General features: G+C 69.4%; 29 protein-coding genes and 1 tRNA gene. 15 read left to right on the top strand and 15 right to left on the bottom strand.

The window, feature by feature from the left end:
* The first annotated feature begins 34 nt into the window (after nucleotides 1-34).
* Both HPO96_RS32705 and HPO96_RS32700 read left to right on the top strand, forming a co-directional pair.
* Nucleotides 35-439, top strand: coding sequence for a phage holin family protein (locus HPO96_RS32705; protein ID WP_171678268.1), 405 nt, complete (start codon nucleotides 35-37; stop codon nucleotides 437-439).
* Nucleotides 440-492: 53 nt separating this feature from the next.
* Complete coding sequence (locus HPO96_RS32700) at nucleotides 493-1,338, top strand: alpha/beta fold hydrolase (protein ID WP_337796906.1); 846 nt, start codon at nucleotides 493-495, stop codon at nucleotides 1,336-1,338.
* On the opposite strand, the gene HPO96_RS32695 is transcribed toward HPO96_RS32700, so the two are convergent.
* The 6 genes from HPO96_RS32695 to nth form a co-directional block, all read right to left on the bottom strand.
* Nucleotides 1,331-2,008, bottom strand: coding sequence for a hypothetical protein (locus HPO96_RS32695; RefSeq protein ID WP_171678267.1), 678 nt, complete (start codon nucleotides 2,006-2,008; stop codon nucleotides 1,331-1,333). The two genes, HPO96_RS32700 and HPO96_RS32695, sit on opposite strands and share 8 nt — an antisense overlap.
* Before the next feature lies 1 nt (nucleotide 2,009).
* Nucleotides 2,010-2,519: a SigE family RNA polymerase sigma factor gene (locus HPO96_RS32690; protein ID WP_337796905.1), complete on the bottom strand. Its 510-nt coding sequence runs from the start codon at nucleotides 2,517-2,519 to the stop codon at nucleotides 2,010-2,012.
* 38 nt (nucleotides 2,520-2,557) lie between these two features.
* Entirely contained in the window at nucleotides 2,558-3,730 is a 1,173-nt protein-coding gene (locus HPO96_RS32685; protein ID WP_171678266.1) for a MarP family serine protease, read from the bottom strand.
* Complete coding sequence (locus HPO96_RS32680) at nucleotides 3,727-4,482, bottom strand: NUDIX domain-containing protein (protein ID WP_171678265.1); 756 nt, start codon at nucleotides 4,480-4,482, stop codon at nucleotides 3,727-3,729. Before HPO96_RS32680 ends, HPO96_RS32685 begins: the two co-directional genes overlap by 4 nt.
* Nucleotides 4,479-4,880 (bottom strand): TlpA family protein disulfide reductase, encoded by a 402-nt coding sequence (locus HPO96_RS32675; protein ID WP_337796904.1) that lies wholly within the window; start codon nucleotides 4,878-4,880, stop codon nucleotides 4,479-4,481. Before HPO96_RS32675 ends, HPO96_RS32680 begins: the two co-directional genes overlap by 4 nt.
* 197 nt (nucleotides 4,881-5,077) lie before the next feature.
* Nucleotides 5,078-5,869, bottom strand: a complete 792-nt coding sequence (gene nth / locus HPO96_RS32670) for an endonuclease III (RefSeq protein ID WP_171678264.1) — start codon at nucleotides 5,867-5,869, stop codon at nucleotides 5,078-5,080.
* Between the two features lie 134 nt (nucleotides 5,870-6,003).
* Here nth and HPO96_RS32665 point away from each other — a divergent pair, with 134 nt between their 5' ends.
* Nucleotides 6,004-6,681 (top strand): cyclic nucleotide-binding domain-containing protein, encoded by a 678-nt coding sequence (locus HPO96_RS32665; protein WP_171678263.1) that lies wholly within the window; start codon nucleotides 6,004-6,006, stop codon nucleotides 6,679-6,681.
* Nucleotides 6,682-6,757: 76 nt separating this feature from the next.
* Here HPO96_RS32665 and HPO96_RS32660 read toward each other — a convergent pair whose 3' ends face one another.
* The 5 genes from HPO96_RS32660 to HPO96_RS32640 form a co-directional block, all read right to left on the bottom strand.
* Complete coding sequence (locus HPO96_RS32660) at nucleotides 6,758-7,714, bottom strand: type IV toxin-antitoxin system AbiEi family antitoxin domain-containing protein (RefSeq protein WP_171678262.1); 957 nt, start codon at nucleotides 7,712-7,714, stop codon at nucleotides 6,758-6,760.
* Nucleotides 7,715-7,852: 138 nt separating this feature from the next.
* On the bottom strand, nucleotides 7,853-8,632 hold the full coding sequence (locus HPO96_RS32655) for an MBL fold metallo-hydrolase (RefSeq protein WP_171678261.1): 780 nt from the start codon (nucleotides 8,630-8,632) through the stop codon (nucleotides 7,853-7,855).
* Complete coding sequence (locus tag HPO96_RS32650; protein ID WP_171678260.1) at nucleotides 8,629-9,459, bottom strand: NUDIX hydrolase; 831 nt, start codon at nucleotides 9,457-9,459, stop codon at nucleotides 8,629-8,631. Before HPO96_RS32650 ends, HPO96_RS32655 begins: the two co-directional genes overlap by 4 nt.
* Before the next feature lie 120 nt (nucleotides 9,460-9,579).
* Entirely contained in the window at nucleotides 9,580-10,038 is a 459-nt protein-coding gene (locus HPO96_RS32645; RefSeq protein ID WP_171678259.1) for a RidA family protein, read from the bottom strand.
* The gene (locus HPO96_RS32640) at nucleotides 10,035-10,196 is read right to left on the bottom strand and encodes a Sp36 family protein (protein ID WP_132413438.1); all 162 of its coding nucleotides are present in this window, start codon (nucleotides 10,194-10,196) and stop codon (nucleotides 10,035-10,037) included. Before HPO96_RS32640 ends, HPO96_RS32645 begins: the two co-directional genes overlap by 4 nt.
* A 59-nt stretch (nucleotides 10,197-10,255) precedes the next feature.
* Here HPO96_RS32640 and bagA point away from each other — a divergent pair, with 59 nt between their 5' ends.
* The 4 genes from bagA to HPO96_RS32620 all read left to right on the top strand — a co-directional run bounded on the left by bagA (nucleotide 10,256) and on the right by HPO96_RS32620 (nucleotide 17,652).
* Entirely contained in the window at nucleotides 10,256-11,206 is a 951-nt protein-coding gene (gene bagA, locus HPO96_RS32635; RefSeq protein WP_171678258.1) for an ATPase BagA, read from the top strand.
* A 343-nt stretch (nucleotides 11,207-11,549) separates the two neighbouring features.
* Nucleotides 11,550-12,665 carry an ArsA-related P-loop ATPase gene (bagB, locus tag HPO96_RS32630; protein ID WP_171678257.1) on the top strand — a complete coding sequence of 372 codons (1,116 nt, stop codon included), beginning with the start codon at nucleotides 11,550-11,552 and terminating at the stop codon, nucleotides 12,663-12,665.
* Between the two features lie 88 nt (nucleotides 12,666-12,753).
* Nucleotides 12,754-15,105, top strand: a complete 2,352-nt coding sequence (gene lon / locus HPO96_RS32625; protein ID WP_171678256.1) for an endopeptidase La — start codon at nucleotides 12,754-12,756, stop codon at nucleotides 15,103-15,105.
* Between the two features lie 132 nt (nucleotides 15,106-15,237).
* A complete protein-coding gene (locus tag HPO96_RS32620; protein WP_171678255.1) occupies nucleotides 15,238-17,652 on the top strand; it encodes a penicillin-binding protein in 2,415 nt (804 codons plus the stop codon).
* Nucleotides 17,653-17,688: 36 nt separating this feature from the next.
* Here the strand turns inward: HPO96_RS32620 and HPO96_RS32615 are convergent, their stop codons facing one another.
* A complete protein-coding gene (locus HPO96_RS32615) occupies nucleotides 17,689-18,078 on the bottom strand; it encodes a hypothetical protein (protein ID WP_171678254.1) in 390 nt (129 codons plus the stop codon).
* Nucleotides 18,079-18,221: 143 nt separating this feature from the next.
* A complete protein-coding gene (locus HPO96_RS32610; RefSeq protein ID WP_171678253.1) occupies nucleotides 18,222-18,689 on the bottom strand; it encodes a GatB/YqeY domain-containing protein in 468 nt (155 codons plus the stop codon).
* A 26-nt stretch (nucleotides 18,690-18,715) separates the two neighbouring features.
* Between HPO96_RS32610 and HPO96_RS32605 the strand changes: the two genes are divergently transcribed.
* The 7 genes from HPO96_RS32605 to HPO96_RS32575 all read left to right on the top strand — a co-directional run bounded on the left by HPO96_RS32605 (nucleotide 18,716) and on the right by HPO96_RS32575 (nucleotide 23,340).
* On the top strand, nucleotides 18,716-19,654 hold the full coding sequence (locus HPO96_RS32605; RefSeq protein ID WP_171678252.1) for a metallophosphoesterase: 939 nt from the start codon (nucleotides 18,716-18,718) through the stop codon (nucleotides 19,652-19,654).
* Between the two features lie 30 nt (nucleotides 19,655-19,684).
* Nucleotides 19,685-19,761: transfer RNA gene (locus HPO96_RS32600), tRNA-Pro, on the top strand.
* A gap of 75 nt (nucleotides 19,762-19,836) precedes the next feature.
* Complete coding sequence (locus tag HPO96_RS32595; RefSeq protein ID WP_184999599.1) at nucleotides 19,837-20,238, top strand: hypothetical protein; 402 nt, start codon at nucleotides 19,837-19,839, stop codon at nucleotides 20,236-20,238.
* Entirely contained in the window at nucleotides 20,231-20,932 is a 702-nt protein-coding gene (locus HPO96_RS32590; RefSeq protein WP_171678251.1) for a carbohydrate-binding family 9-like protein, read from the top strand. The genes HPO96_RS32595 and HPO96_RS32590 overlap by 8 nt, the downstream gene beginning before the upstream one ends.
* 44 nt (nucleotides 20,933-20,976) lie before the next feature.
* Nucleotides 20,977-21,879, top strand: coding sequence for a hypothetical protein (locus HPO96_RS32585; RefSeq protein WP_171678250.1), 903 nt, complete (start codon nucleotides 20,977-20,979; stop codon nucleotides 21,877-21,879).
* Nucleotides 21,880-21,946: 67 nt separating this feature from the next.
* The gene (locus tag HPO96_RS32580; RefSeq protein ID WP_171678249.1) at nucleotides 21,947-22,708 is read left to right on the top strand and encodes a CoA transferase subunit A; all 762 of its coding nucleotides are present in this window, start codon (nucleotides 21,947-21,949) and stop codon (nucleotides 22,706-22,708) included.
* Between the two features lie 2 nt (nucleotides 22,709-22,710).
* On the top strand, nucleotides 22,711-23,340 hold the full coding sequence (locus tag HPO96_RS32575; RefSeq protein WP_171678248.1) for a CoA transferase subunit B: 630 nt from the start codon (nucleotides 22,711-22,713) through the stop codon (nucleotides 23,338-23,340).
* On the opposite strand, the gene HPO96_RS32570 is transcribed toward HPO96_RS32575, so the two are convergent.
* Nucleotides 23,330-24,544, bottom strand: coding sequence for an alpha/beta hydrolase family protein (locus tag HPO96_RS32570; RefSeq protein WP_171678247.1), 1,215 nt, complete (start codon nucleotides 24,542-24,544; stop codon nucleotides 23,330-23,332). The two genes, HPO96_RS32575 and HPO96_RS32570, sit on opposite strands and share 11 nt — an antisense overlap.
* A 135-nt stretch (nucleotides 24,545-24,679) precedes the next feature.
* On the opposite strand from HPO96_RS32570, the gene HPO96_RS32565 reads away from it, so the two are divergent.
* Nucleotides 24,680-25,516, top strand: coding sequence for a carbohydrate kinase family protein (locus HPO96_RS32565; protein WP_337796903.1), 837 nt, complete (start codon nucleotides 24,680-24,682; stop codon nucleotides 25,514-25,516).
* Here HPO96_RS32565 and HPO96_RS32560 read toward each other — a convergent pair.
* Nucleotides 25,473-26,153: an SDR family NAD(P)-dependent oxidoreductase gene (locus HPO96_RS32560; protein WP_171678246.1), complete on the bottom strand. Its 681-nt coding sequence runs from the start codon at nucleotides 26,151-26,153 to the stop codon at nucleotides 25,473-25,475. The two genes, HPO96_RS32565 and HPO96_RS32560, sit on opposite strands and share 44 nt — an antisense overlap.
* Nucleotides 26,154-26,195: the final 42 nt, after the last annotated feature.

Raw genomic sequence — 26,195 nt, 5'->3', positions numbered from 1 at the left:
GTCAGTGAGACGGGACGCGCGTGGAAGGAGTGCCATGTCGATGGGGCAGAGCGGTGACGAGCCCACGGTCGGTCAGCTGGTCGCGAATGTCAGCAAGGACCTGTCGAGTTTGGTCCGCAGTGAGCTGGAGCTTGCGAAGACCGAGCTGAAGAAGACCGCGGTCGCCGCCGGGACGGGCGCCGGTATGTTCAGCGGCGCGGCCTTCCTCGGGTTGCTCGCGATCATCCTGCTGACCATCTCGCTGGCCTACGCGTTCACCGCGCTCGGCCTGCACCCCGCGCTGGCGTTCCTGATCACCGCGGTGATCCTGCTGCTGATCGCCGGCGTCCTGGTGCTGGTCGGTAAGAAGATGCTCGGCAAGGCCAAGGGGCCGCAGCGGGCGATCGAGACCTCGAAGGAGTCGGTCGAGGCGCTCAAGGCGATCGGCAAGGGCGACTGAGCCCGGCCGGCGTCGTCGACCTGCTGGTCGACGGCCCCTGGTCGCACTCCTTGGTGGCGGCCAACGGGGCACGGTTCCACGTCGCCGAGTGCGGAGCGGCCGATGATCCGCTCGTCCTCTTCCTGCACGGCTTCCCGGAGTTCTGGTGGGCCTGGCGGCACCAGCTGCCGGTCGTCGCGGCCGCTGGGTACCGCGCCGTCGCGATGGACCTGCGCGGGTACGGCGCCAGCGACAAGACCCCGCGCGGCTACGACCCGTACACCGCGGCCGCCGATGTCTCGGGGGTGATCCGCTCCCTCGGCGCGACCGACGCCGTCGTCGTCGGACACGGCTGGGGCGGCTTCATCGGTTGGTCGGCCGCAGTACTGGCCACCCGGCAGGTGCGCGCGCTGGCAGCGGTCTCAGCGCCGCATCCGTTGCTGTTGGCCCGCTCCGGCCAGCCGAAGGCCGTCGCGCGGACGGCGTGGTTTCAGCTGCCGATCCTGCCCGAACGCCGACTGCTCGCCCAGGACGGCGTCCACATCGAACGGCTACTTCGCGATTGGGCTGCACCCGGCGGCCGCTTCCCGGACGCCGAAGCGTCCCGCCGGTACCGCGCTGCGCTGCAGGTCTGGCCGGCGCCGCACTGCGCGCTGGAGTACCACCGCTGGTTCGCCCGCTCCCGCTTCCGGCCCGACGGGCGCAAGTTCTCCCAGCAGATGCGGACGCCGGTCGCCGTACCGGTCCTGCAATTGCACGGCGCCCTCGACCCCGCCATCTCCCCCACCGCGACGACGCCGCCCGAACTGGTGGCGGCGCCGCTGCGGCACGAGGTCATCACCCCCGCCGGCCACTTCCCTCACGAAGAGACCCCGGAGCTCTTCAACGCCCAACTGTTGGACTGGCTGCGCGCTATCTGATGCTCTGAACGACGTTGCTGGTCGACTTCAGCATCCAGACGGTGTACCGGCTCTGAAAGCTCGGGTCTTTGACGAGGGTGTACGTCGCGGTGTAGTCGCCGTGGCAGGACTGCGTGAGCCGGACGCGCAACACCCGGGTGTCGCCGACCTTGGTGATCTTGCCGAGTTCGATCAGCCCGATCCGATCGTTGTCACATTCTTGGTAGAGCTCCGGTGGCAGTGGCGCCGAACCGCGCCATTCCGCCGGGCCGTGGTCGGAGGTCATCAGCGCGATCAGGCGTCGTTGTTTCGGCTCGATGACAGGCTCCGGCCCGGTCTTCGAGTCGCGCAGACCTTGCAGGATCAGCTTCTCCCAGCCTGCAGCCGGCTTGAGGCCCTTCGCGAGTGTCTGGGCCGACAGCGTCCACACCTTGGTGTCATCGTCGGTCACCTCAAACTGCGCAGTCGGCGAGGAGGGGCTCGCGACGGGCGCCTCGGCGTCCGGGCCGGCGTTGCGGACGGCGTACACGGAGCCGGCGACGACGCTCAGGACGGCGGCGGCGACCAGGGCCGGGGTGATCAGGCGGCGCCGGGATTTGGTTGCTTCGGGCAAGGTATCGACGTCGGCCTGGTGGTCCGTGAAGGTTTCGCGGAGCAGGCTGCCGAGTTGGTCGTCGGTGAGTTCGGGCATGTCAGTTGTCCTCCTGGGAGAGGTGGTCGCGGAGGGAGGCCAGCGCGCGGGCGGCGTTCGAGCGGACGGTGCCCGATACGACGCCGAGGACGGTGGCGATCTCGTCGTCGGAGAGGTCTTCGTAGTAGCGGAGTACCAGGACGGCGCGTTGCTGGCGGGGCAGCCGGGTGAGCAGCTGCCAGGTCGCGTCCTTCAGTGCCTGCCGGGAGCCGATGTCCTCCTCGGACGGGCGCTCGATCGGCTCAGCGAGGGGTAGCTCGCGGTTCTTGAGGATCCGGCGCCAGCTGAGGAACTCGTTGACGACCATCGTGCGCAGGTAGGCCTCGGGATGTTCCAGACCGCGGATCTTGTCCCAGCGCCGATGAGCGCGCGCCAGCACGGTCTGCACCAGATCCTCAGCGCTGTGCCGGTTGCCGGACAGCATCAGCCCGAGCCGGAGCAGCCGTTGCTCACTGGCCCGTACGAGTTCGTCGTACGTCACCATCTCGTCCCCGCCCATGGTCGCCGTCACATCTCTTCAACGCGGCGGGCGGGGCGATCTGCTGCAGCTCAGGTGCAAGTTCTGGTCGAGACGTCCTGAGTGGCGGTGGCGCCGGCGCGGGCGCCGGCGGCGACCTGCTCGGCGGTCAGCACGTAACCGGTGCGGTTGTCCTCGACGGAGGCCGCGAAGACGACGCCGTACACGGTGCCCTTGGCGGAGATCAGCGGGCCGCCGGAGTTGCCTGGGCGGACCGAGGCCCAGATCGAGAAGGCCTGCCGGGTGACCGTGCGGTCGCCGTAGATGTCCGGGCCGCGCAGGCGCTCCTCGGAGCGGATCCGGGCCGGCTCGGAGTCGAACGGGCCGTTCTCCGGGTAGCCGAGGACGACGGCCGGGTCGTCGGCCTTGGCGGTGAAGTCGAACTGCAGCGGCTTGATCTCCAGGCCGGGCACGTACAGCACGGCGATGTCGATCTCGGGGTCGAACATGACGACGCGCGCGTCGTACTCACGGCCGTTGATCTCGACATCCGGCGAGCTGACGCCGGCGACGACATGTGCGTTCGTCATCACCCGTTGCGGCGCGTAGACGAAACCGCTGCCCTCGAGGCCGCGGGAGCAGTTGGCCACGCCGGTGATCTTCGCGATCCGGCTGTAGGTCTGCCGGACGGCGGGCTGCCGGCCGATCGCGCTGTCCGGCGGCTGGGTGTCGCGGATCCGCTCGGGGACGAACGGATCGAGGAACCGCGGGAACAGGTCGGTGTTGACCACGTCGTTGAACGCCTGCAGCGCGTTGTCAGCGCCACTCGGCAGCACCTGGTCGACCTTGGCCAGCACCTGCGAGCCGCGGACCGCGGAGGTGACGCTCGGGATCCGCGCGCCGCTCACCGCGACGCCGAGCACCCAGGACACGATCAGCACGGACGCCGCCGCCAGCACCGCGCCGCCGAGCGCGTCGACGGCCTTCACCGGCTTCCAGGAGATCTTGTTCCTGATCTTGGAGCCGATCAGGGCGCCGACCGTCCGGCCGATCGAGGCGAGGATCACCACCAGGACCAGCGCGGCGAACGAGACCGTGACGCTGGGCTCGAAGTTGTCGAGCACCCGCGGGACGCCCCAGACGCCGATCGCGGCGCCGCCGAGCAGCCCGAGCGTCGCGCACGCGCCCAGCACGAACCCCTCGATATAACCCGAGATCGCCACCAGCACGGTGATGATCAGCAGCGCGTAGTCGAGGTTGCTCACTCCACACCTTCCGCGTCCTGGCTCAGATCGTGCTCGATGGCGGTCATCCGCCGGACGTCGGCGGGCCGGCTGCCCTCGCTCCGCCAGGCCGCCTCGACCAGTCGGTCGGGCAACGGTACGACGTTCGAGGGGCTCCAGTCGCGCGCCCAGCCGCCGAGCAGCAGCAATTTGTCCAAGAGACCCGCGGTGAAGCCCCAGACGAACAGATCGTTGACGAGGAAGGCCGGGCCGGTGAACCCGGACGGGTGCCGGCAGGTCACCCGGTTCGCCGGATCGGCGAGCAGCTGGACCGACACGGTGTGCACCGAGGCCACCTCGGCCAGGTCGACGACCGCGACCGGGGACGGCGCCTGCCACCAGGCCAGCACCGGGGAGACGCCGAAGTTGCTGACCGGCACCCAGAGCGCGGGCCAGATCGCGAACGGAACGACGCCGGCCGGGTCGAGACCGGTCTCCTCCTCGGCCTCGCGGAGCGCCGTCCGGATCAGGCCTTCGTCGCCGACGCCGTCCTCGGGGTCGACGCCGCCGCCCGGGAATGCGACCTGGCCGGCGTGTTTGCGCAGCGTCCAGGACCGCTCGGTGAGCAGCACCTCGGGGCCCTCGTTGCCCTCGGCAAGCAGGATCAGGACGGCGGAGTTCCGCACGGTGGGGTCGTCGGGCGGCAGGAAGCGGGACAGCACGTTCGGATCGACGTCCGCGGAGGCCTTCGCCAGCGGGTGCAGCCACTCCGGGATCTGGACGTCGAGGGTCACAGCTGCACTCCCAGCCGCTCCCGCACCAGCTGATCGAGCTGCTCCTGCGACGTCAGCGCGCCGTTGTGCAGGGTGAACTTGCCGGTCTTGTCGACGAACACCGTCACCGGCGGCCCGCCGACCTTGAACGGCTTCCGCACCTGCTTCTCGGCGTCGACCAGATGCGGGTAGTCGAGTTTGTTGTCCAGCGCGAACTGCACCGCCAGCTCGGGCCGCGGATCCGTGTAGTCGATCCCCATGATCCGCAGCTTGTCGCCGGCCTTCTGCTGCAACGCCGCCAGATAAGGCGCCTCGTCGCGGCACGGCGGGCACCACTGCGCCCACACGTTGATCACCAACGGCCCCCGCAAATCAGCCAGCCGAACATCCGGCCCCGCCCCCAAACACGGCAAACTCACCTCCGGCAACCCACCCGCCACCGGCGGCCGAGGCTCCACCACCGGACACGCCACCAACCGATCGGCCCCCGCCACCCCACTCACTGGTTGTTGGGCCGGCTGAGACCCGCAGGCCACGAGCACCAGCGCAAGCGCCACTCCCCCCAGCAACCGCACGACGCGCGGAACGAGGGAGGGCACGGCGGGTGGGGATGGGGTCACGGGGTGGGGACCTTGACGAGTTTGGCGGCGGGGGCGTAGTCGGTGGGGCCGGTGCCGTAGGAGGGGCAGTACTGGGCGATGGGGCAGGCGCCGCAGGCGGGTTTCTTGGCGTGGCAGCGGCGGCGGCCGTGGAAGATCAGGCGGTGCGAGAGCATCGTCCAGTCCTTCTTGGGGAAGAGGGCGCCGATCAGGTGCTCGACCTTGACCGGGTCTTCTTCGGTGGTCCAGCCGAAGCGGCGGACGAGGCGGCCGAAGTGGGTGTCGACGGTGATCCCGGGGACGCCGAAGGCGTTGCCGAGGACGACGTTCGCGGTCTTGCGGCCGGTGCCGGGGAGTTTGACGAGCTCCTCGAGCTTGCCGGGGACGACGCCGTCGTACTCGTCGACGAGCGCCTGACCGAGTTTGATCACGCTGTTGGTCTTGGCCCGGAAGAAGCCGGTCGGTTTGAGGATCGCCTCCATCTCCTCGCGGTCCGCCTCGGCCATCGACTGCGCCGTCGGGTACTTCGCGAACAGCGTCGGGGTCACCTTGTTCACGGTCACGTCGGTGGTCTGGGCGGACAGGATCGTCGCGACCAGCAGCTCCAGCGGCGTCGTGAAATCGAGCTCGCAGTGAGCGTCCGGATACGTCTCGGTGAGCACTTTGTGCATCTTCCGGGCCCGCCGGACGAGCTGACTGGAGGTCTCGCCGGCGAACACCGGGGCCTTGCGGGGGAGCTTCAGCGTCACCGTCGGCAGGGCCCCGGGAAGGGGCTGCACGACCGGTTCCGCGACACGCTGCGATGGCATGCAGGCCAGCCTACGTGGCGGGGCCGACACTGGAGGGGCTACGGTTTTGGGGCGAGCGGGTGGATACGCTCACCTCGCCGGGCGGGGCGATCCCCCGGCCGAAGACGTGGTCGAAGGTCCTAGGAGGCCCCAAAGTGGATGCCGCAGTGCTCAAACAGGCGCCGCTGTTCAGTCAGCTCGACGACGAGGCAGCCGACGCGCTGGCCGCGTCGATGACCGAGAGCCGGCTGCGCCGTGGCCAGGTGCTCTTCCACGAGGGCGACTCCGGGGACCGGCTGTTCATCGTCGTCGAGGGCAAGGTCAAGCTCGGCCGCACCTCCGCCGACGGCCGGGAGAACCTGCTCGCCGTCCTCGGGCCCGGCCAGATGTTCGGCGAGCTGTCGCTGTTCGACCCGGGACCGCGCTCCTCCACGGTCACCGCCGTCACCGACGCCTCGATGATGTCGCTGACCCACGACGAGCTGCTCCGCTGGCTGGCCGGTCGTCCCGAGGTGGCCCGCGGCCTCCTCCTGCAACTGGCCTCCCGCCTGCGCAAGGTCTCGGACGTCGTCGCCGACCTCGTCTTCTCCGACGTGCCCGGCCGCGTCGCCAAGGCCCTGCTGGATCTGGCCAGCCGCTTCGGCCGCACGGCCGACGACGGCGTCCACGTCCACCACGACCTCACCCAGGAGGAGCTGGCCCAGTTGGTCGGCGCCTCCCGCGAGACGGTCAACAAGGCCCTGGCCGACTTCGCCTCCCGTGGCTGGGTCCGCCTCGAACCCCGCTCCGTCGTCCTCCTGGACGTCGACCGCCTCCAGCGCCGAGCCCGCTAACTCATTTCGCTGGTTGACCAGCGAAGTTAGGGGTTCTGCACCACGGTTAAGGGTGCAGAACCCCCGAATTGCCTGGTCAGGCTGGTACGTGAGTACGGCGAGATCGGTCGAAGGCTCGGCGAATGGCCGCGGCTGTCCGCGCCGGCTGCGCCAGATCCAGCCAGGTGAGCCGGACGACCTCGAGCCCGAGCGCACGTAACCGGTCCTCGCGTGTCTTCTCACGAATGAGGACGTCGCTGGAACCGGTCGCGTACTTCAGCAGACCGTCGAACTCGACCACGGTGCTGTGGTCGGGAAAGTAGAAGTCGACCCGGCCGACGAACCCGGCGGCGTCCTTGAATCCCGCCTGCAGAACAGGCGCTGGCAAGCGCTGGTCGTGCATCAGAACTCTGAGTCGCGATTCACCGACCGATTCGGCCAATGGGTCGGCGAAGGCGAGCGCGGCTCGGATCGTCGGCCCGCCGGCCCAGAATTCGGTCGGCACGAGCACCCTGCGGAGTTCGTCGTCCGTCAGTTCTCCACTCCGCAAGACGGCGTCCGCGCTGACAACGGCTGCCTCGAACGATGCGGCCGCGGCGCTCTCGACCAGGGCACGGCCGATGACGGTGACGGCCAGGCCGTGCCTGCTACCGATGTCGGGTGCGCCGAGTGGACCTCGGTGATGCATGACCCCAGCCGATCTCCCACTCCGCCATCCGCTCGTCCTGGTCAGCTGTACTTCGGACAGGTCGACTTCCCAAACCGGGATGCCGTGCAGGATGAGCGCGGAGTGGTGGCTCACCACCGATGTCCCCGGTTTCATCGAGTTCATCGCGGCGTGCACAAGTTGCCGATGAAGCCAGAGCTCGCGCTCCCACGGAGTCAACTCGCTGAGGTCGACGCGCTCGGCGTACTGGCCGTGCCGTACCCGATGCCACCGCCCAGCCTTCAATCGCTCCTGAACTTGCTCAGGCGTGTACCCGGCTTCAAGGGCCTGACGACGGCTGAAAACACCACCTTGTTGCCCTGCGACAACCGCGAGTACCGGGTTCATATGCCCAGAATCACCGAAGTCTCGCCATCCCGACACCCGGCTACCGCAGCCTGTGGATAACTCCATTTTGCCTGGTCACCCCACCAACTCGGGGGTGCTGCATCCGGAGGTTTGGTGGAGAACCCCTGATCTCGCTGGTCAACCAGCCAAATAGTCGAGCTGAGCCCGCACCGAGCGTTCGGCGGCGGGCCAGAGGCTTTTGTCGACGTCGGCGTACACATGCTCGACGACGGCCTCCGGAGTGGTGTGACCGGCGGCGACCGCCTGCCGGACCTGCTCCAGCCGCTCCTTGCGGTGCGTCAGGTAGTAGCTGAGGACTTTGCCCGGGTCGTCGACGACCGGGCCGTGGCCGGGCAGTAGCCGCTCCAGGCCCGCGGCCGAGTTGGCGAAGCTGAGGAGCTTCTCCAGCGACTCCAGGTACGGCCGGAGCGCGCCGTCCGGGTGAGCGACGACCGACGTACCACGGCCGAGGACGGTGTCGCCGGTCAGCAGCGAGCCGTCCTGCGGGAGCCAGAAACAGACCGAGTCGAGCGTGTGGCCAGGTGTCGGGAGGACCTCGACGCGGAGGCCGTCGACGGTGATTACGTCGCCCTCGGCGAGCCCGTGGGCGTGATCGGTCGGGATCCGGAAGGCCGGGTCGACCGAGCGAACCGGGCAGTTGGCCAGGTTGGCGAACCAGGCGGCGCCCTCGGTGTGATCCGGGTGCTGGTGGGTCAGCAGGACGACGGCGACCGGGCCCGCGGCGTCCAGGACGGCTCGGAGGTGGTCTTCGAGCAGCGGACCGGGATCGACCACGATCGAGCGCTCGGCGCCGGGCGCCCGCAGGATCCAGGTGTTGGTGCCGTCGAGCGTCATCAGCCCGGGGTTGGCGGCGAGCAGCCGGGTCGCGTAGTCGGTGACTCGTTCGGCGCCGGTCATGTCGTCTCCAGGTAGGCCAGGTCGTTCTCGATCCGCAGCGTCGGCATGATCAGTGGGATTTCCCGGTCGGACGCCGCGGCCAGGGCGCCCGCAACATCGGCGTACGGCGTCAGGTCGGCGCAGCTCAGGTAGGTCGGCGGGAGCATCAGGACCTCGCCCGCGTCGGCGGCGGCGACCGCATCGGCCGGGCGCAGCCAGGCGACCTGGTCGGACTCGCTGGTCACGTCACGGGTGATCTGGCCGGTCGGCAGCGCCGCGACGAAGAATGCGGTGTCGTACCGCTTCGGCTCGAACTCAGGGGTGATCCAGTGCGCCCAGGCGCCGAGCAGGTCGGCCCGCAGGACCAGCCCGCGCCGGTGCAGGAAGTCGGCGAACCCGAGCTCCCGCGACTCCAGCGCGACTCGATCGGCCTCCCAGTCGTCTCCGCTGGTGTCCCCGACGACGGTCTCGGCGGACGGCCCGGCCAGCAGGACGCCGGACTCCTCGAAGGTCTCCCGGACGGCGGCCGCGACGTACGCCGAGGCGGTCGCCGCATCACACCCCAGCCGGGCCGCGAACTGCTCCGGCGCCGGACCGGACCACGAGTCGGCGACGGTCGCGTCGGTCGGGTCGACCCGGCCGCCCGGGAAGACCGTCATCCCGGCCGCGAACGCCATCGACCGCTGCCGGCGTAGCAGGTACACCTCGGGCCCGGCGGCGGTGTCGCGGAGCAGGATCACGGTCGCGGCCGGGCGCGGCTCGGCCGGCGTCCGGGACTCCCGGACGTGCGCGAGCGCCGCCTCGGCCATCCGGCCGGTGAGCGGCTCCGACCTCAGGTCGCGCACCATGCGGCTCCTTCCGACCCCATTTGGCTGGTCCACCACCGAAATCGTGGGTTCTGCACCGTGGATACGGGTGGAAGACCAATGAATCGGCTGGTCAACCAGCCAAATGCGGAGAGGTGGGGGTCAGACTTCGACGATGAGTTCTACCTCGACGGGGGCGTCGAGGGGGAGGACCGGGACGCCGACCGCGCTGCGGGCGTGCTGACCGAGGTCGCCGAAGACCTGGCCGAACAGCTCGGAGGCGCCGTTCGCGACCTGCGGCTGACCGGTGAACTCGGGCGTCGACGCGATGAACGCGACGGCCTTGACGATCCGCTTGATCTTCGCCAGGTCGCCGATCTCGGCCTTGATCGCGGCCAGGGCGTTCAGCGCGCACTGCTGCGCGCACTCGCTGGCGACCTCGGCGGTGACGGCGTCCCCGACCTTGCCGGTGGCAATCAGCGTGCCCTCGCGCAGCGGCAGCTGGCCCGAGGTGTAGACCAGGTTGCCGGTGCGGACGGCGGGGACGTAGGCGGCGACCGGCTTGGCGACCTCGGGCAGTTTCAGGCCGAGCTCGGCCAGCTTCTCCTCGGGGTGGCTCATTTGCTCTCGATCTCCCGCTTGAAGTAGGCGACCAGGTTCTCCGGGTTCATGCCCGGGACGACCTGGACCAGCTCCCAGCCGTCCTGGCCGAAGTTGTCCAGGATCTCCTTGGTCGAGTGGACCAGCAGCGGCGCGGTGAAGTACTCGAACTTCTTCATGGGGGGACTCTAACGAAGGCAAACGGGCTGTGGTGTGGGCCACGTCCTACCCTGGTCCTATGGCGCGACTCCACGTGGTCACCGGCAAAGGAGGCACCGGGAAGACGACCGTTGCCGCGGCCATGGCGCTCGCGCTGGCCGGGCCGGGCAAGCGGGTGCTGCTGGTCGAGGTCGAGGGGCGGCAGGGGATCGCCCAGCTCTTCGACTCACCGCCGCTGCCGTACGTCGAGCGCAAGATCGCGACCGGGGCCGGCGGCGGCGAGGTGTTCGCGCTGGCGGTGGACGCCGAGGCCGCGCTGCTGGAGTACCTCGACATGTACTACCACCTCGGCCGCGCCGGGAAGGCGCTCGACAAGGTCGGCGCGATCGACTTCGTCACCACGATCGCGCCCGGGCTGCGCGACGTCCTGCTGACCGGCAAGGTCTACGAGGCGACCCGGCGCAAGGCGCACGGCAAACTCGCGTACGACGCCGTCGTCGTGGACGCGCCGCCGACCGGGCGGATCGGCCCGTTCCTGAACGTGAACCACGAGGTCGCGGATCTGGCCAAGGTCGGCCCGGTCCGTAACCAGGCGGACGCGATCATGGGCATGCTGCGCTCGGACGTCACCCGCATCCATCTCGTCACGCTGCTCGAGGAGATGCCGGTCCAGGAGACCCTGGACGCCGTCGAACAACTCGAAGCCCTCGATCTGCGGATCGGCTCGATCGTCGTCAACATGGTCCGGCACAGCCCGCTCGACGACGACGCGATCGCCCTTGCGGTGAAGGAGAAACTCCCCGCCGCCGAACTCGCCAAGGGCCTCCGCGCGGCCGGCGTCTCCTACAGCAAGGAGATGGTCGCCACCCTCGCCGCCGAAGCCCGCGACCACGCCGTCCGCGTCGGCCTCGAACGCGAGAACCGCGACCGCATAGATGCCCTAGGCAAACAAGTCACCGAACTCGCCCTCCAGCCCGGGGGAATCGACCACGGCGCCCTGCTGGACCTCGCCGAGGAGTTCACCGGATGAGCACGACGCGGGTTCGCCGGAGAGCGGCCGCAACCTTCCCCCGGGCCGGGTTCGCCGGGGCCGCCGAGAAGTGCGGCGGAGCACGCAGCGAAGCGGAGCTGAGCGTGGGCCGAGCGGGCGCAGGCGCCGGCCGAGCGGGCGCAGCGCAAGCGGACGCAGACGCCAGCCGAGCAAGCACGAGACGAGCGGGCTCGGGCGTCGGCCGAGCTGGCGCGGGGCGCGTGGGCTCGGGCGTCGGCCGAGCTGGCGCGGGGCGCGTGGGCTCAGGCGTCGGCCGAGCTGGCGCGGGGCGCGTGGGTGTGGCGGGCTCGCTTGCGGGCGGCTTGGGTGAGGGGGTGGCGCGGTGAGTGAGCTCGATCTGGATGCGTTGATTGATGATCCGGGGACTCGGATTGTGGTTACTTGTGGGTCGGGTGGGGTGGGGAAGACTACGACGGCGGCGGCGTTGGGGTTGCGGGCTGCTGAGCGGGGGCGGAAGGTCGTGGTGCTGACGATCGATCCGGCTCGGCGGTTGGCGCAGTCGCTGGGGTTGACGGAGCTGGACAACACGCCGCGGGCGGTCGCGGGGGTGGGGGGCGACGGGCGGCTGGACGCGATGATGCTGGATATGAAGCGGACCTTCGACGAGGTCGTGCTCGCGCATGCGACGCCGGAGAAGGCGGAGCAGATCCTGGCGAATCCGTTCTACGTGGCGCTGTCGTCGTCGTTCGCGGGGACGCAGGAGTACATGGCGATGGAGAAGCTCGGGCAACTGCACAAGCAGGCCGAGGCTTCGGGCGACTGGGATCTGATCGTGGTGGACACGCCGCCGTCGCGCTCCGCGCTGGACTTCCTGGATGCGCCGGAGCGATTGGCCTCGCTCCTGGAAGGGCGGTTCCTGCGGCTGCTGCTGGCGCCGGCGAAGGGGCCGTTCCGGCTGATGTCGACCGCGGTGAACATGGCGATGTCGGTGCTGAACAAGGTCCTGGGCGCTCAGGTGCTGACCGATGTGCAGACGTTCGTCGCGGCGTTCGACACGCTCTTCGGCGGGTTCCGGCAGCGGGCCGAGAAGACGGTCGCGCTGCTGCGCGAGCCGCACACGGCCTTCCTCGTGGTTGCCGCCCCGCAGAACGACGCGCTGCGGGAGGCGTCGTACTTCACCGAGCGACTGCGCGCGGAGAACATGCCGCTGGCCGGCGTCGTCCTCAACCGAGTGACCAACTCGGAGGCGATGGATCTGTCGGCCGAGCGGTCGCTCGCGGCAGCCGAGAAGCTGGAGGAGGCGGAGAAGTCCCCGCTGACCGCCGCGCTGCTCCGGCTGCACGCCGACAAGATGCAGCAGGTGGTCGCGGACCGGAAGCGCGCCGACCGGTTCAAACGCGGCCACCGCTCCATCCCGACCGTCGAGGTCCCGGCGCTGGCCGACGACGTCCACGACATTTCCGGTCTACGCCGGATCGGTGAACTGCTGACAGCGTGAGTTTCACCCTCAGCGAACGCCGGGAATGACCTGGTCACAACCCTGGTTGAGCCAATCAGACTCAATCTTTGGATAAGGGTGTGACAGCGTGACCGATACGTTGAATCTTCCGGTTCTGCCGTTGGACGACCTGGTCGTTCTGCCGGGTATGGTCGTGCCGGTCCGCCTCGCCGACAGCGAGGCGCGAGCGGCGATCGATGCCGCGCAGGCCTCGGGTGCCGACCAGGTGTTGCTGGTACCGCGGCTGGACGGGAAATATGCGAAGGCCGGGACGCTCGGTGAGATCGAGCAGATCGGCCGGCTGCCGGGCGGCGCCCAGGCGGCCGTGATCCGCGGAACCGCGCGGGTCCTGATCGGCGCCGGGACCACCGGTCCGGGCGCCGCGCTGTGGGTCGGCGCGACCCGCCTGCACGAAATCACCGACGCGCGGTCGGCCGAGCTGGCCCGCGAGTACAAGTCGCTCACGACGTCCGTGCTGGAGCGCCGCGGCGCCTGGCAGGTCATCGACTCGGTCAAGCAGGTCACCGACCCCGGTGAGCTGTCCGACCTGGGCGGGTACGCGTCGTACCTGAGCAACGAGCAGAAGTCCGAGCTGCTGGAGAACGCGAACGTCTCCGAGCGGCTGGAGAAGCTGATCGGCTGGGTGAAGGACCACCTGGCCGAGCTCGAGGTCTCCGAGACGATCCAGAAGGACGTCCAGGAGGGGATGGAGAAGCAGCAGCGCGAGTTCCTGCTGCGCCAGCAGATGGCGGCCATCCGCAAGGAGCTGGCCGAGCTCGACGGGAAGGCGGAGTCCGAGGAAGAGGACTACCGCGCCCGCGTCGAGGCGGCCGACCTGCCCGAGCACGTCGCCAAGGCCGCCCTGGCCGAGGTCGACAAGCTGGAGCGGACGGCCGAGCAGTCGCCCGAGGTCGGCTGGATCCGGACGTGGCTCGACACCGTCCTCGAAGTGCCGTGGAACGAGCGCAGCGAGGACAGCTACGACCTGCGCGAAGCCCGCGCCGTCCTGGACGCGGACCACGCCGGTCTGGACGACGTCAAGGAGCGCATCACCGAGTACCTGGCGGTCCGTCGCCGTCGGGCCGACCGTGGGTTGGGTGTCGTCGGCGGACGCCGAAGCGGCGCCGTCCTCGCGCTCGTCGGCCCTCCGGGCGTGGGTAAGACCTCGCTGGGTGAATCCGTCGCGCGCGCCATGGGGCGGAAGTTCGTCCGGGTCGCGCTGGGCGGCGTCCGCGACGAGGCGGAGGTCCGCGGGCATCGGCGGACGTACGTCGGCGCCCTGCCGGGCCGGATCGTCCGGGCGATCACCGAGGCCGGGTCGATGAACCCCGTCGTCCTGCTCGACGAGATCGACAAGGTCGGCGCGGACTACCGCGGCGACCCGACGGCCGCGCTGCTGGAGGTCCTCGACCCCGCGCAGAACCACACCTTCCGGGACCACTACCTGGAGGTCGAGCTCGACCTGTCCGACGTGGTCTTCCTGGCCACGGCGAACGTGCTGGACTCGATCCCCGGCCCCCTGCTGGACCGGATGGAGCTGGTGCAGCTGGACGGGTACACCGAGGAGGAGAAGGTCACCATCGCCCGTGACCACCTGCTTCCGCGTCAGCTGGAGCGGGCGGGCCTGACGGCGGACGAGGTGTCCGTCGAGGACTCGGCGCTGCGGTTGCTGGCCGGGGAGTACACCCGGGAGGCCGGCGTCCGGCAGCTCGAGCGCGGGATCGCTCGGGTACTGCGCAAGGTGACGTCTCGCATTGCGCTCGGCGAAGAGGTCGGCAAGCTGACGATCAGCGACAGCGACCTCAAGGGCTACCTGGGCTCGCCCAAGTTCACGCCGGAGTCGGCGGAGCGGACGGCGCTGCCGGGGGTGGCGACCGGGCTGGCGGTGACCGGCGCGGGCGGCGACGTCCTCTTCATCGAGGCGTCACTGGCCGACAAGGAGACCGGCCCGACCGGAGTCACGTTGACCGGGCAGCTGGGTGACGTGATGAAGGAGTCGGCGCAGATCGCCCTGTCGTACCTGCGCTCGCACGGCGCGGAGCTGGGGCTCCCGGTCGGCGACCTGGCCGAGCGGAACACCCACATCCACGTGCCGGCCGGCGCCGTCCCGAAGGACGGGCCTTCGGCCGGTGTGACGATGACGACGGCGCTCGCGTCGCTGCTGTCCGGGCGGCCGGTCCGCTCGGAGGTCGCGATGACCGGTGAGGTGTCGCTGACCGGCCGGGTGCTCCCGATCGGCGGCGTGAAGCAGAAACTGCTCGCCGCCCACCGGGCCGGGCTGACCACGATCCTGATCCCGAAGCGGAACGAGCCGGACCTGGACGACGTCCCGGAGTCCGTGCTCGCGGAGCTGACCGTGCACCCGGTCAGCGACGTCCGCGAGGTGCTGGAGCTGGCCCTCGAACCGGCCCAGGTGGACGCCCGTCAGTACGCTGCCTGATCGAGCAGTACGGCGAGGGCCCGAGCACATGCTCGGGCCCTCGTCCTTTTGGATGATTCTTGTCCAGCATCCGTGACGCAATTCACACTCGGAGCGGTAATCCGAAATCGGCGTCCCGTAGTCTCTATAACCATGCGCGTCAGGGAGAAGGGCGACCGGGGAGTCGTCCAGTCGGTGATTCTGTTCCTCGGGGTGAGTGTGCTGTCGGGCGCGCTGGCAGCTGGTCTGGCGATGCCGTTGGCGGGGCTCGCGGGGTTCACCACCGAGCAGACCTACAAGTCGATCGAGAGCCTGCCGCAGAAGTTCGACGAGGTCACGGTCAAGGCGAAGAGCACGATCCGGGCCGCCGACGGCTCCGTGATCGCCACGCTGGCCGAGAAGTACCGGACACCGGTGACGCTGAGCCAGATCGCGCCGATCATGCAGAAGGCGATCGTCGCAATCGAGGACGACCGCTTCTACGAGCACGGCGCACTCGACCTGAAGGGCACCCTGCGCGCCCTGGCCGTGAACCAGGCCGAGGGCTCGGTCCAGCAGGGCGGCTCGAGTATCACCCAGCAGTACATCAAGATGAGCCTGATCGAGAAGGCGACCTCGGTCGCCGAGGTGCAGGCCGCGACGGCGTCCACCCCGCAGCGCAAGATCGCCGAGCTGCGCTACGCGATCGCCGCCGAGAAGCAGTTCTCCAAGAACGAGATCCTCGAGAAGTACCTGAACCTGGCGAACTTCGGCGACGGCGCCTGGGGTATCCAGGCCGCCGCGCAGCACTACTTCCGGGTCGACGCCAAGGACCTCACGCTGGCCCAGGCCGCGATGCTGGCCGGTCTGGTCAAGAGCCCGACGGCCTACGACCCGACCAACAACATGAAGAAGGCCAAGGACCGCCGCGACGTCGTCATCCGCCGGATGCTCGAACTGAAAGTCGTCTCCCTCAACCAGGCCAACGCCGCGCTGAAGGCGCCGGTCGTCAACCTGAACATCGTCCGCAAGACGAAGGTCGGCTGCGCCAACTCGCCGTACCCCTTCTACTGCGAGTACGTCGTCGCCCAACTCAAGGACAACCCCGCCTTCGGCAAGAACGAGAAGGAGCGCTCGGACTTCCTCAAGACCGCGGGCCTCACCATCCGCACCTCCATCGACCCGAAGATCCAGGCCGCGGCGCAGGCCTCGATCGACCAGCACTCGCGGGCGAACGACCAGGCGATCGCTGCGATCAGCATGGTCGAGCCCGGCACCGGTCTGGTGAAGGCGATGGTGCAGAGCCGGCCGTACGGCGCGAAGAAGAACCAGACGGCGTACAACTACAACGTCGAGAAGACGTACGCCGGCGGCTTCGGCGGGTTCCAGATCGGTTCGACGATGAAGGCCTTCACGGTCGCGGCCGCGATCCAGAAGGGCTTCTCGATCAACCACAAGATCGCCTCGCCGGACACCATCGACCTGAGCGGCAAGAAGTTCAGCACCTGTGACGGGACGACGTCGGCTCCCAAGTACACGCCGAGCAACTCGACCAAGAACGTGCCGGTGCCGACCATGGTTCAGGCCGCGCAGAAGTCGACCAACACCTACTTCCTCCTGCTGTCGCAGCAGGTCGGGCTGTGCTCGATCGCGAAGCTGGGCGCGAGCCTTGGTCTGAACAACGCCCAGACCGAGGAGCCGCTGGAGCAGGTGCCCTCGATGACGCTGGGCGTCGACTACATGACCCCGCTGCAGCTGACCGCGGCGTACGCCGCCTTCGCCGCGCGCGGCAAGTTCTGCAACCCGTGGGTCGTCACCTCGGTCCGCGACGCCAACGGCAAGGCCGTGAAGATCCCGGGCCAGAGCTGCAAGCAGGTGCTCGCCCCCGAGGTCGCGGACGGCGTCAACGAGGTCCTGCACCAGGTCATGGAGCCGGGCGGTACCGGTCAAGCGCTGAAGTTCGGCAACAGCGACCTCGCCGGTAAGACCGGAACGATCCAGAAGGCCAAGGCCGTTTGGTACTCCGGCTACTCCAGCAGCCTGGCCGCCTCGGCCGTCGTCGCCGACGCCTCCCCGCCGTACGAGACGCTGGCGGGCCAGACGCTGAACGGACGCGGCGTCAACGACGCCTCCGGCTCGAAGACCGCCGGTCCGCTCTGGGAGACCGCGATGCGCGCCGCCCTCAAGGGCAAACCGACCACCAAGTTCACCGCCCCGACCGACAAGACCCGGCGCGGCGACACCAAGGAGCTTCCGTTCATCAACGGAATGAACCCCGAGGACGCCGCCAACAAGCTCCGCCAGAACGGCTTCGAGGCCGCGATCGACCCGACCCCGGTCAACTCCGAAGAGGCTGCCGGCACCGTCGCCTACACCGACCCCCGCCGTCGCGACGGCGCCCCCGAGGGCTCCCTGGTGACCATCTACGTCTCCAACGGCAGCCGCGGTAACAACAACGGCGACAACGACGAAGACGGCGACGAGAACCAGCCGCCCAACACCACCCGCCCACCGGGCAACGGAAACGGCAACGGCGGCGGGCCGAACAACACCTGCCCGCCCTGGAACCCGAAGTACCCCAACTGCTGAACACGAAGGGCCTCGTCCGTCGGACGAGGCCCTTCGTCATGCGGTGGTCGCTGCGCGGATCAGGAGGATCGGCGGGATGAGGAGCGCGAGCACAACCGCGTAGTGCAGTGCGGTTGTCCGCCGGCCGGCCGGTAGTCGGCGGCGTACCGCGCGGCTGATGGCGATCGCGCCGAGCAGGAGCGGGACGCCGAAGAGCAACACCGCCCACAAGCAGATCCACAGCTTGCCCTCCGGGTCGTCGCCGAACGGCGCCCAGGGCGCGTCCAGCGCTGTCCCGACGAGTTGGCGGACGACCAGCTCGGCGAAGATGGACGGCCAGGCCAGTAGCGCTCCGATCAACACCTGAGCTGCGTAACCACCGCCGACGACCAGGCGGACGCGGCCGCTGCCCAGACCGACACCTGCGCGACCGGAGACGGCAGCCACCGGCTCGTCGAGGTCGCCGGTGGCCGGGCCGTCAGGGGCGCGGCCGGAGGCGGTCGCCGGAGGCTCGTCGAGGTCGCCGGAGGCTCGTCGAGGTGGTCGGGGGTGGTGGTTGTTGGGTCGTCAGGGCGGCTGGGGGCATGGGGTCAGGCGCCGAGTTGGCGTTTTACTTCGGCGGAGACGGCGCCGCCGTCGGCTTTGCCTTTGACTTTGGGTTGGAGGGCGCCCATGACTTTGCCGATGCCGCGGGGGCCGAGGTCGGCGGCGCCGGTGGCGGCGATGGTTTCGGTGACGAGGGCGGCGATCTCGGCGGCGGTGAGTTGGGTGGGGAGGTACTCGGCGAGGATGTCGGCTTCGGCCTGTTCCTTGTCGGCGAGTTCGGCGCGGCCGGCTTCGCGGTAGGCGATGACGGACTCGCGGCGCTTCTTGGCCTCGGAGCCGAGGACGTCGAGGATCTCGGCGTCGGACAGTTCGCGGGCCTCCTTACCGGCAACCTCGGCCTTGGTGACGGCGGTGAGCGCCATCCGCAGGGTGGACTTGCGGATGTCGTCGCGCGCCTTGAGGGCGGCGGTCATGTCGTCGTGCAGGCGTTGTTTCATTCCGGAGTTGGACATACCGGAGATTGTGGCAGGCTGGAGCAATGAGTTTGCGCAGGATTGCCACCACCACCCTGAAGGCCACGGCTGCCGTCGGCGCCGTCGGGGCGGCCTGTGTCGCGTATGCGGCGGTGGTCGAGGTGCGCTGGTTCACACTGCGCAGGGTGACGGTGCCGGTGCTGCCCGCAGGCGCGACGCCGGTGAAGGTGCTGCATCTGTCCGACCTGCACCTGATGCCGACCCAGGAGAAGAAGATCGGCTGGGTCAACGACCTGATCGACCTCCAGCCCGACCTGGTGGTCAACACCGGCGACAACCTCTCCCACGAGGACTCCGTTCCCCCGCTGCTGCGCGCCTTCGGCGACCTGCTCGACCTGCCCGGTGTCTTCGTGTTCGGCTCCAACGACTACTGGAAGCCGCACTTCAAGAACCCGGCCAAGTACCTGCTGCCGGCGCACAAACAGCGCCACAAGCCGCACGGCCCCGATCTCCCCTTCGAGAACATGCGCCGCGCCTTCACCGACGCCGGCTGGGCCGATCTGAACAACGCCAAGGCCTCGCTCAAACTGAACGGCCTGCGGTTCGACTTCGCCGGCACCGACGACCCGCACATCAAACGCGACCGGTACGCCGAGATCGCGGGCGAGGTGGATCCGTCGGCCGACCTCTCGATCGGTGTGACGCACGCGCCGTACCGGCGCGTCCTGAACGCCTTCGTTGCCGACGGCTACCCCTTGGTGCTGGCCGGGCACACCCACGGCGGCCAGCTCGCCGTCCCCTTCTACGGCGCTCTGGTCACCAACTGCGACCTCGACGCCTCCCGCGTCAAGGGCCTCACCACCTGGGGCGCCGAAGGGCGCCAGGCCGCCCTGCACGTCTCGGCCGGCCTCGGCACCTCGCCGTACGCACCGGTCCGGTTCGCCTGCCGTCCGGAGGCGACGCTGCTCACTCTCGTCCCCCGCGTTAACTCGATTTCGCAGTAGCGCCGGGCGCATGTAAGCTAACGGCGAATTCGGGCTGTGGCGCAGCTTGGTAGCGCGCTTCGTTCGGGACGAAGAGGTCGCAGGTTCAAATCCTGTCAGCCCGACCAACATGCAGGGCGGTGACTCCGGTCGCCGCCCTTCCTGTTTCCCCGATACTGCGCTTTGCCCGATACTGTGCGGTCATGGGTGAGTCGGAGGCTGAGCCGCCGCTGCCGCCAGTGTTGATTTTGGCGGTGGTGGGGTTGCTGTGCGGCTTCGTCACGATCGGGCTGGTGTGGGCGAGCGAGCGCGGGTGCGAGCGGTTCCGGGACACGACCAACTGCGGGGCGCTCGGGTTGCCGCTGCTGCTGGTGATCGTGGTGGTGACGATGGTCGCCGGCGCGGTCGCGTTGCGGCGGCTGGCGATGCCGCATCCGCGGCTGGTGGCGTTCCTCGGGGTCGCATTCATGCTCGCCGTCGTCCTCGCCTTCCTGACCGGCAGCCTGTCGTCGGTGTGGACGCTGGCCGTCGTCCCGATGCTGACCGCGATCACCTTTTTGCTCGCCAATCTCGTCGCCCGACTCCTGGAGCGCGCTGATGCCTGATCTGCCCGTCTACGACTGCCCTCGGACGCCGACCGCCCCGAACCTCGACGGCACGCTGACCGACCCCGCCTGGGAGGTCGCGCCCTGGAGCGGGGACTTCCTCCAGATCACCGGCGACGGCCCGGCGCCGCAGTACCGGACCCGCGTCAAGCTGATGTACGACGACGAGCACCTGTACGTCGCCGGCCTCCTGGAAGAGCCGCACGTCTGGTCGACGATGGCGGAGCACAACAGCCGGCTGTACTTCGAGAACAACTTCGAGCTGTTCCTCGACCCGGACGGCGACGGTCTCAACTACTACGAGTTCGAGATCAACCCGCTCGGCACGATCTGGGAGCTGACGCTACCCAAGCCGTACTCCGACGGCGGCGTCCCGATCGACCCGACCAACCTGCCCGGCCTACGGTCGGCGATCCACATCGACGGCACGCTCAACGACCCGTCCGACACCGATACCGGCTGGTCTGCCGAGGTGGCGATCCCCTGGGCCGATCTGGCGGCGTACACCGGCGGGCGCTCCACCGCGCCGAGCCCGGGCGACGAGTGGCGAATGAACCTGATGCGCTGCCAGTGGCAGCACGCGATCGCCGACGGCAGCTATGTGAAGGGCGCCGACTGCGAGTTCTGGGTCTGGTCGCCGCAGTACGTCCTCGACATGCACGTCCCTAAGCAGTGGGGTGTTCTGCGCTTCTGACCCCGCGTACCCGCAATTTGGGCGCCGAGGTGACAATGAGGTACGTGGAGTTCGGGGGCGGAGTCGTCAGCGCGGTCGAACGCGCCTGCGAGACCGATCTGAGAACCGCACTCCGGTTGGTCGCCCGTTACTCGGCGTACTGGTGGTCGCGCGGCCTGGAGGACGAGGCGGCCGCCGCGGCGGAGCGCGTGCTCAGCATGCTGGGGCGGACGATCCCGGTCGGGCTCGACGAGGAGTACCTGCTCGCCGTCCTGCACGGCGCGGCCTCGGCCGAGCAGGAGCAGATCGAGCTCGCCCAGCAGATCGTCGACGACACCGACGGCCCCTTCCGGTACTCCGCGACCGTACTGCTTTGGTGTCTGGTGTTCGGCCCGTTCGAGCCGGTGGACGTCGTCGAGGACGTGCTGAAGCGCAACGAGGCCGGTGACGCGTGGGTGCGCGCCGCTGTCGAGCTGTGCCGCGGCTACCCCGGGCTGACCCGCGCTGAGCCCGAAGAGGCCGCACAGGCGCTGCGGACGGCGCTGGGCCGGTTCCGGATGCTGGAGGACGCCTGGGGCACGTTCCTGGCACTCAACGCGCTGCAGCAGACCACAGACGCCCCGCTGGAGCTGACGACCGAGGCGCTCGCGCTGGCCGACCAACTGGGGCTCGACGAGGAGACCGGCATCCTGCTGTGTCGCCGTGGTGACCTCTACCGCGCCCAGGGCAATCTGGACGCCGCCCGGCAGGACTACGCGATGGCGCTGGCCCTCGGCGAGCGTGCAGACCTGCTGGAGACCGCTGCGGCCGCTCGGATCGGCCTGGCCCGCGCGGCGCGCTGCTGCGGGCACACCCAGACCGCCCGGGCGCATCTGGCCGCCGTACTCGAGCTGCCGGGCCTGGAGGATGCGCACTACGAGGCGCTGCACGAGCTCGGCGTCCTGAACACCTCGGAGGCAACCGCCTGAGCCTGTGGCCGTGCCCACAGATCGCGGGTCTGTCCCGAATAGTGGACGGGTCGTTAGAGTCGGCGCCATGGACAAGACGTACGAATCGCCCGAGGCGGCGGTCGCGGACATCGAGGACGGAGCAAGCCTCGCGGTCGGCGGGTTCGGCCTCTGCGGAAACCCGATGCAGCTGATCAGCGCGCTGCACGCCAAGGGGGTGCACGGACTCAGCGTGGTGTCGAACAACTGCGGCGTCGACGACTGGGGTCTGGGCATCCTGCTCGCGGACAAGCGGATCGCGAAGATGACCTCGTCGTACGTCGGGGAGAACAAGGAGTTCGCCCGGCAGTTCCTGTCCGGTGAGCTCGAGGTCGAGCTGACCCCGCAGGGCACGCTGGCCGAGAAGCTGCGGGCCGGCGGCTGCGGGATCGCGGCCTTCTTCACCCTGGCCGGGGTCGGCACCCAGGTCGCCGACGGCGGCCTGCCGCAGAAGTACAACAGCGACGGCTCGGTCGCCAAGGCGTCGGCGCCGAAGGAGACCCGGGAGCTGAACGGGACGACGTACGTCCTGGAGGAGTCGATCACCACCGACTTCGGCCTCGTGCACGCGCTCCGCGGCGACACCCACGGCAACCTGGTCTTCGACCGCAGCGCGCGGAACTTCAACCCGCTGGCCGCGATGGCCGGCCGGATCACGATCGCGCAGGTCGAGGAGCTGGTCCAGCCTGGTGAGCTGGATCCGGACTCGATCCACCTGCCCGGCGTCTACGTCCAGCGCGTAGTTGCCGTCGGCAAGGAGATCGAGAAGCGGATCGAGAAGCGCACCGTCCAGCCGAGCAAGGAGGCCTGATCATGCCGTTGACCCGTGAGCAGATGGCGGCCCGGGCCGCGGCCGAGCTCGAGGACGGCTCGTACGTGAACCTCGGGATCGGCCTGCCGACCCTGGTGCCGAACTACATCCCGGACGGCGTCACCGTCGTCCTGCAGTCCGAGAACGGTATCCTCGGCGTCGGCCCGTACCCCGAGGACGGCGCCGAGGACCCGGATCTGATCAACGCCGGCAAGGAAACGGTCACAACGTTGCCGGGGGCAAGCTTCTTCGACTCGTCACTGTCCTTCGGGATGATCCGCGGCGGCGCGATCGACGCCGCGATCCTGGGCGCGATGCAGGTCTCGGCGTCCGGCGACCTGGCGAACTGGATGATCCCCGGCAAGATGGTGAAGGGGATGGGCGGCGCGATGGACCTGGTGCACGGCGCCAAACAGGTGATCGTGCTGATGGAACACGTCGCCAAGGACGGTTCGCACAAGATCCTCACCGAATGCGACCTCCCCTACACCGGCCGCGGCGTCGTCAACCGGATCATCACCGACCTCGCCGTCCTGGATGTGACGAACGACGGCCTGCGGCTCGTCGAACTGGCCGACGGCGTCACCTTTGAGGAACTCCAGGAAAAGACAGGCGCCCCGATCAGTCGATGAAGCGGGTCTCCGGGAGTGGGCGCCGCCAGAGGTCGGGGTGGGGGCGGCGTCCGGAGAGGTGCTGGTCGAAGAACGCCGGGAGATAGGTGTTCAGGGCACGGAGGACGTGGCTGGGATTGGCGGTGCTGATCGTGTTGGCGACGAGGGCCGGCGGGACGGTGAAGAACCGCTGGAACCAGGGGATCAGCACCTGGTGGTCGATGAAGCTGTAGTGGGCGCCGTTGGGGACGTTGAGGTCGCGCTGCCAGCCGGTCGAGCGCTCCCAGAACATCCGCCAGGACGGGTCGGTGCGGTGCGACTGCGGGCCGCCGTTCGGGCCGGTCTTGCCGGTTCCCCAGAGGAGGAACGGGCGGTCGGTTCCGGCGGCGACGGTGGGTGAGTCCGCGGGGTCGGTGTAGCCGTAGCCGAGGGTGCCGTCGAGGTTGACACCGGCGCGGACGCGGCGGTCGACGTGCATCACCTCGGCCGCGGTGATGCCGCCGGCGGAGTGTCCGAACGCGCCGATGCGGTTGAGGTCGAGGATGGCGCCTAGGCCGCGCGGGAGGCGTCTGCTCGCCGCATCCGGGTTCTGCCCGCGCTGGAGTCGTTTGAGCGCATCGAGGACGAAACGGACGTCGGCCACCCGGGTAGCCATCGCGGTCTTCGCATAGCCGTCTTCGGGCAGCGTCTGCACCGCAAGCCGTCCGCCCGGGAACTCCACCGCGGCTGCCTCGTAGGTGTGATCCACCGTGACCACGACGTACCCCTGGCTGGCGAGCTCGGCGACCCCTACCGTCCCCAGCCCCCGCGGTACGCCGAATCCCGGCGAGAACACCACCACCGGATACCGCCCACCCCGCACCGACGCCGCCACCCGCCCGTGGCTCCGGGCCCCCACCCAGTCGACCGTCCCGACCGGCTGCTGCAGAGCACCCGATGCATCCCGCCCATAGGACTCCGCGGTCAGCCGCGGCAGGTAGGCCGCCCGCTCTCCACCAGCCCACGCCGGATACCAAACACTCACCATCAGCTCCCGAACCCCACCCACCCACGGATCCCGCCGCCCGTGGTCAACCAGGTGCATCTCGGTCGTTCCAACCGCATAAGGCCCGGTGGGCCGCGGAAACCGCAGCTGAACCGGCGGCGTTCCTACGGCGGCGGCAGTCAGTGTGGGCGCGAACGGTACGGCGAGGGCGGTTGCCAGGAGAGTTCGTCGAGTGAACATGAACTGACTGTGGCGGACGGCGTACTGCGTGCACATCTGTCGGCAGTTGCCTGTTGTGGGTGACGAAAGTCGGGTATTACGGGTGGGGTGGATGTGTTGGTGGTGGGTGGTGCTGGGGTTGACACGGTGGTGCGGGTGCCGGAGGCGGGGTGGGAGCGGGAGACCGTTCCGGTCGAGCCGATCGAGGTCTATGTGGGGCATACCGGGCACGGGGTGACGTTGGGGTGTGACCTGCTCGGGTTGCGGGCCGGGTTGGTTGATGTGCTCGGCGACGACGACGAGGGACGCCGGGTGCGGCGGCTGTACGACGAGCTGCAGCTGCCGCTGAACGTCGTACTGCACCCGAGTGGGACGCGCCGCTCGGTGAACCTCGTCACCCCGGACGGCCAGCGGATGTCGTACTACGACGGCCGGCACCCGAGCGGTCTGCGCGTGCACCCCGACCTGTGGCGGCCGAGCCTCGCGCACGCCCGGCACGTCCATGTCTCGATCATGGACTTCGCCCGGCACGCGCTCCCCGACGTACTGGCGACCGGCTGCTCGATCTCCACCGACCTGCACGACTGGGACGGCCGCAACGACTACCACCGCGACTTCGCGACCGCGGCCGACATCGTGTTCGTCTCCGCGAGCGCCCTACCGGACGACGCGGTCAGCTGGATCTTCGGACACGGCCGCGCGCAGCTGGTCGTCGTGCTGGCCGGCGCTGACGGCAGCTACCTGCACCTCCCCGGTGAGCCGCCGCAACACGTCCCCGCCGTCCACCTCCCCGACCGCCCCGTCGTCGACACCAACGGCGCCGGCGACGCCTACGTCGCCGCCTTTCTCGCCCGCTGGCTCGACGGCGTCACCTGGTACGACGCCGCCCACGCCGGCGCCATAGCCGGCGCCTGGGCCTGCGGCTCCCCCGGCGCCCACACCAACCTCATCACCGCCGAGGAACTCGCTGCTCGAAGTGAAAAGCTCGGATGAAGCAGTCCCGCGGCTGACCGACCGCAAACAGCACGCAGTCGACGACGGACTGCGCAGTCAGCTCCGCTCCGGTCTCCCGTGGGCCGTGCTGGACGAAGTCCGGCGGGAAGAGCGAAATGACCCGGACGCCGTCCGGTCGGAGGCGCTCGGACAGGATCTCGGCGTACCCAGCCTGAGCGTGTTTGGCCGCATAGAACGCCGCATGCGCACTCGACCGATGCTGACCGACCTCCCCCGCCGCCGAGATCAGGTTGACGATGTCGCCCCGACCCGATGCCCGGAGCAGCGGCAGCAATCGCTCTGTCAGCAGCACCGTCCCCGTCGCCGCGCCGGCGATCGCGTCCGCAATCTCCGTCGGCTCTGCGGTCTCACCCAGGTACTGCGCACCGCTGTTCACCAGCACGTCGAGGTGCTCAACGGCCAACCCAGCAACGGATTCCGGCTCCGACAGATCCAGTACGGCGGCTGTGGCGGACCCGCCGGCCGCCCGAACCAGCTCCGCCGTCTGCTCTGCCGCCGCCGGCGTCCGTGCGGTAGCCAACACCTGCGCACCCCGCGCTCCGAACGCGAGCGCCAACAGCCGCCCGGTGTCTCGTCCGGCTCCGGTCACCAGCACTCGCAGTCCGTCCAAACTCATGTGGGCGACCCAACCAGCTCACCCGCACTCGAAGTCAAGTGT

This window comes from Kribbella sandramycini, assembly GCF_013131805.1.
Lineage (GTDB): Bacteria > Actinomycetota > Actinomycetes > Propionibacteriales > Kribbellaceae > Kribbella > Kribbella sandramycini.
Note: the sequence above shows the minus strand (reverse complement) of the source record. Positions and strands in the feature narration are given on the sequence as shown.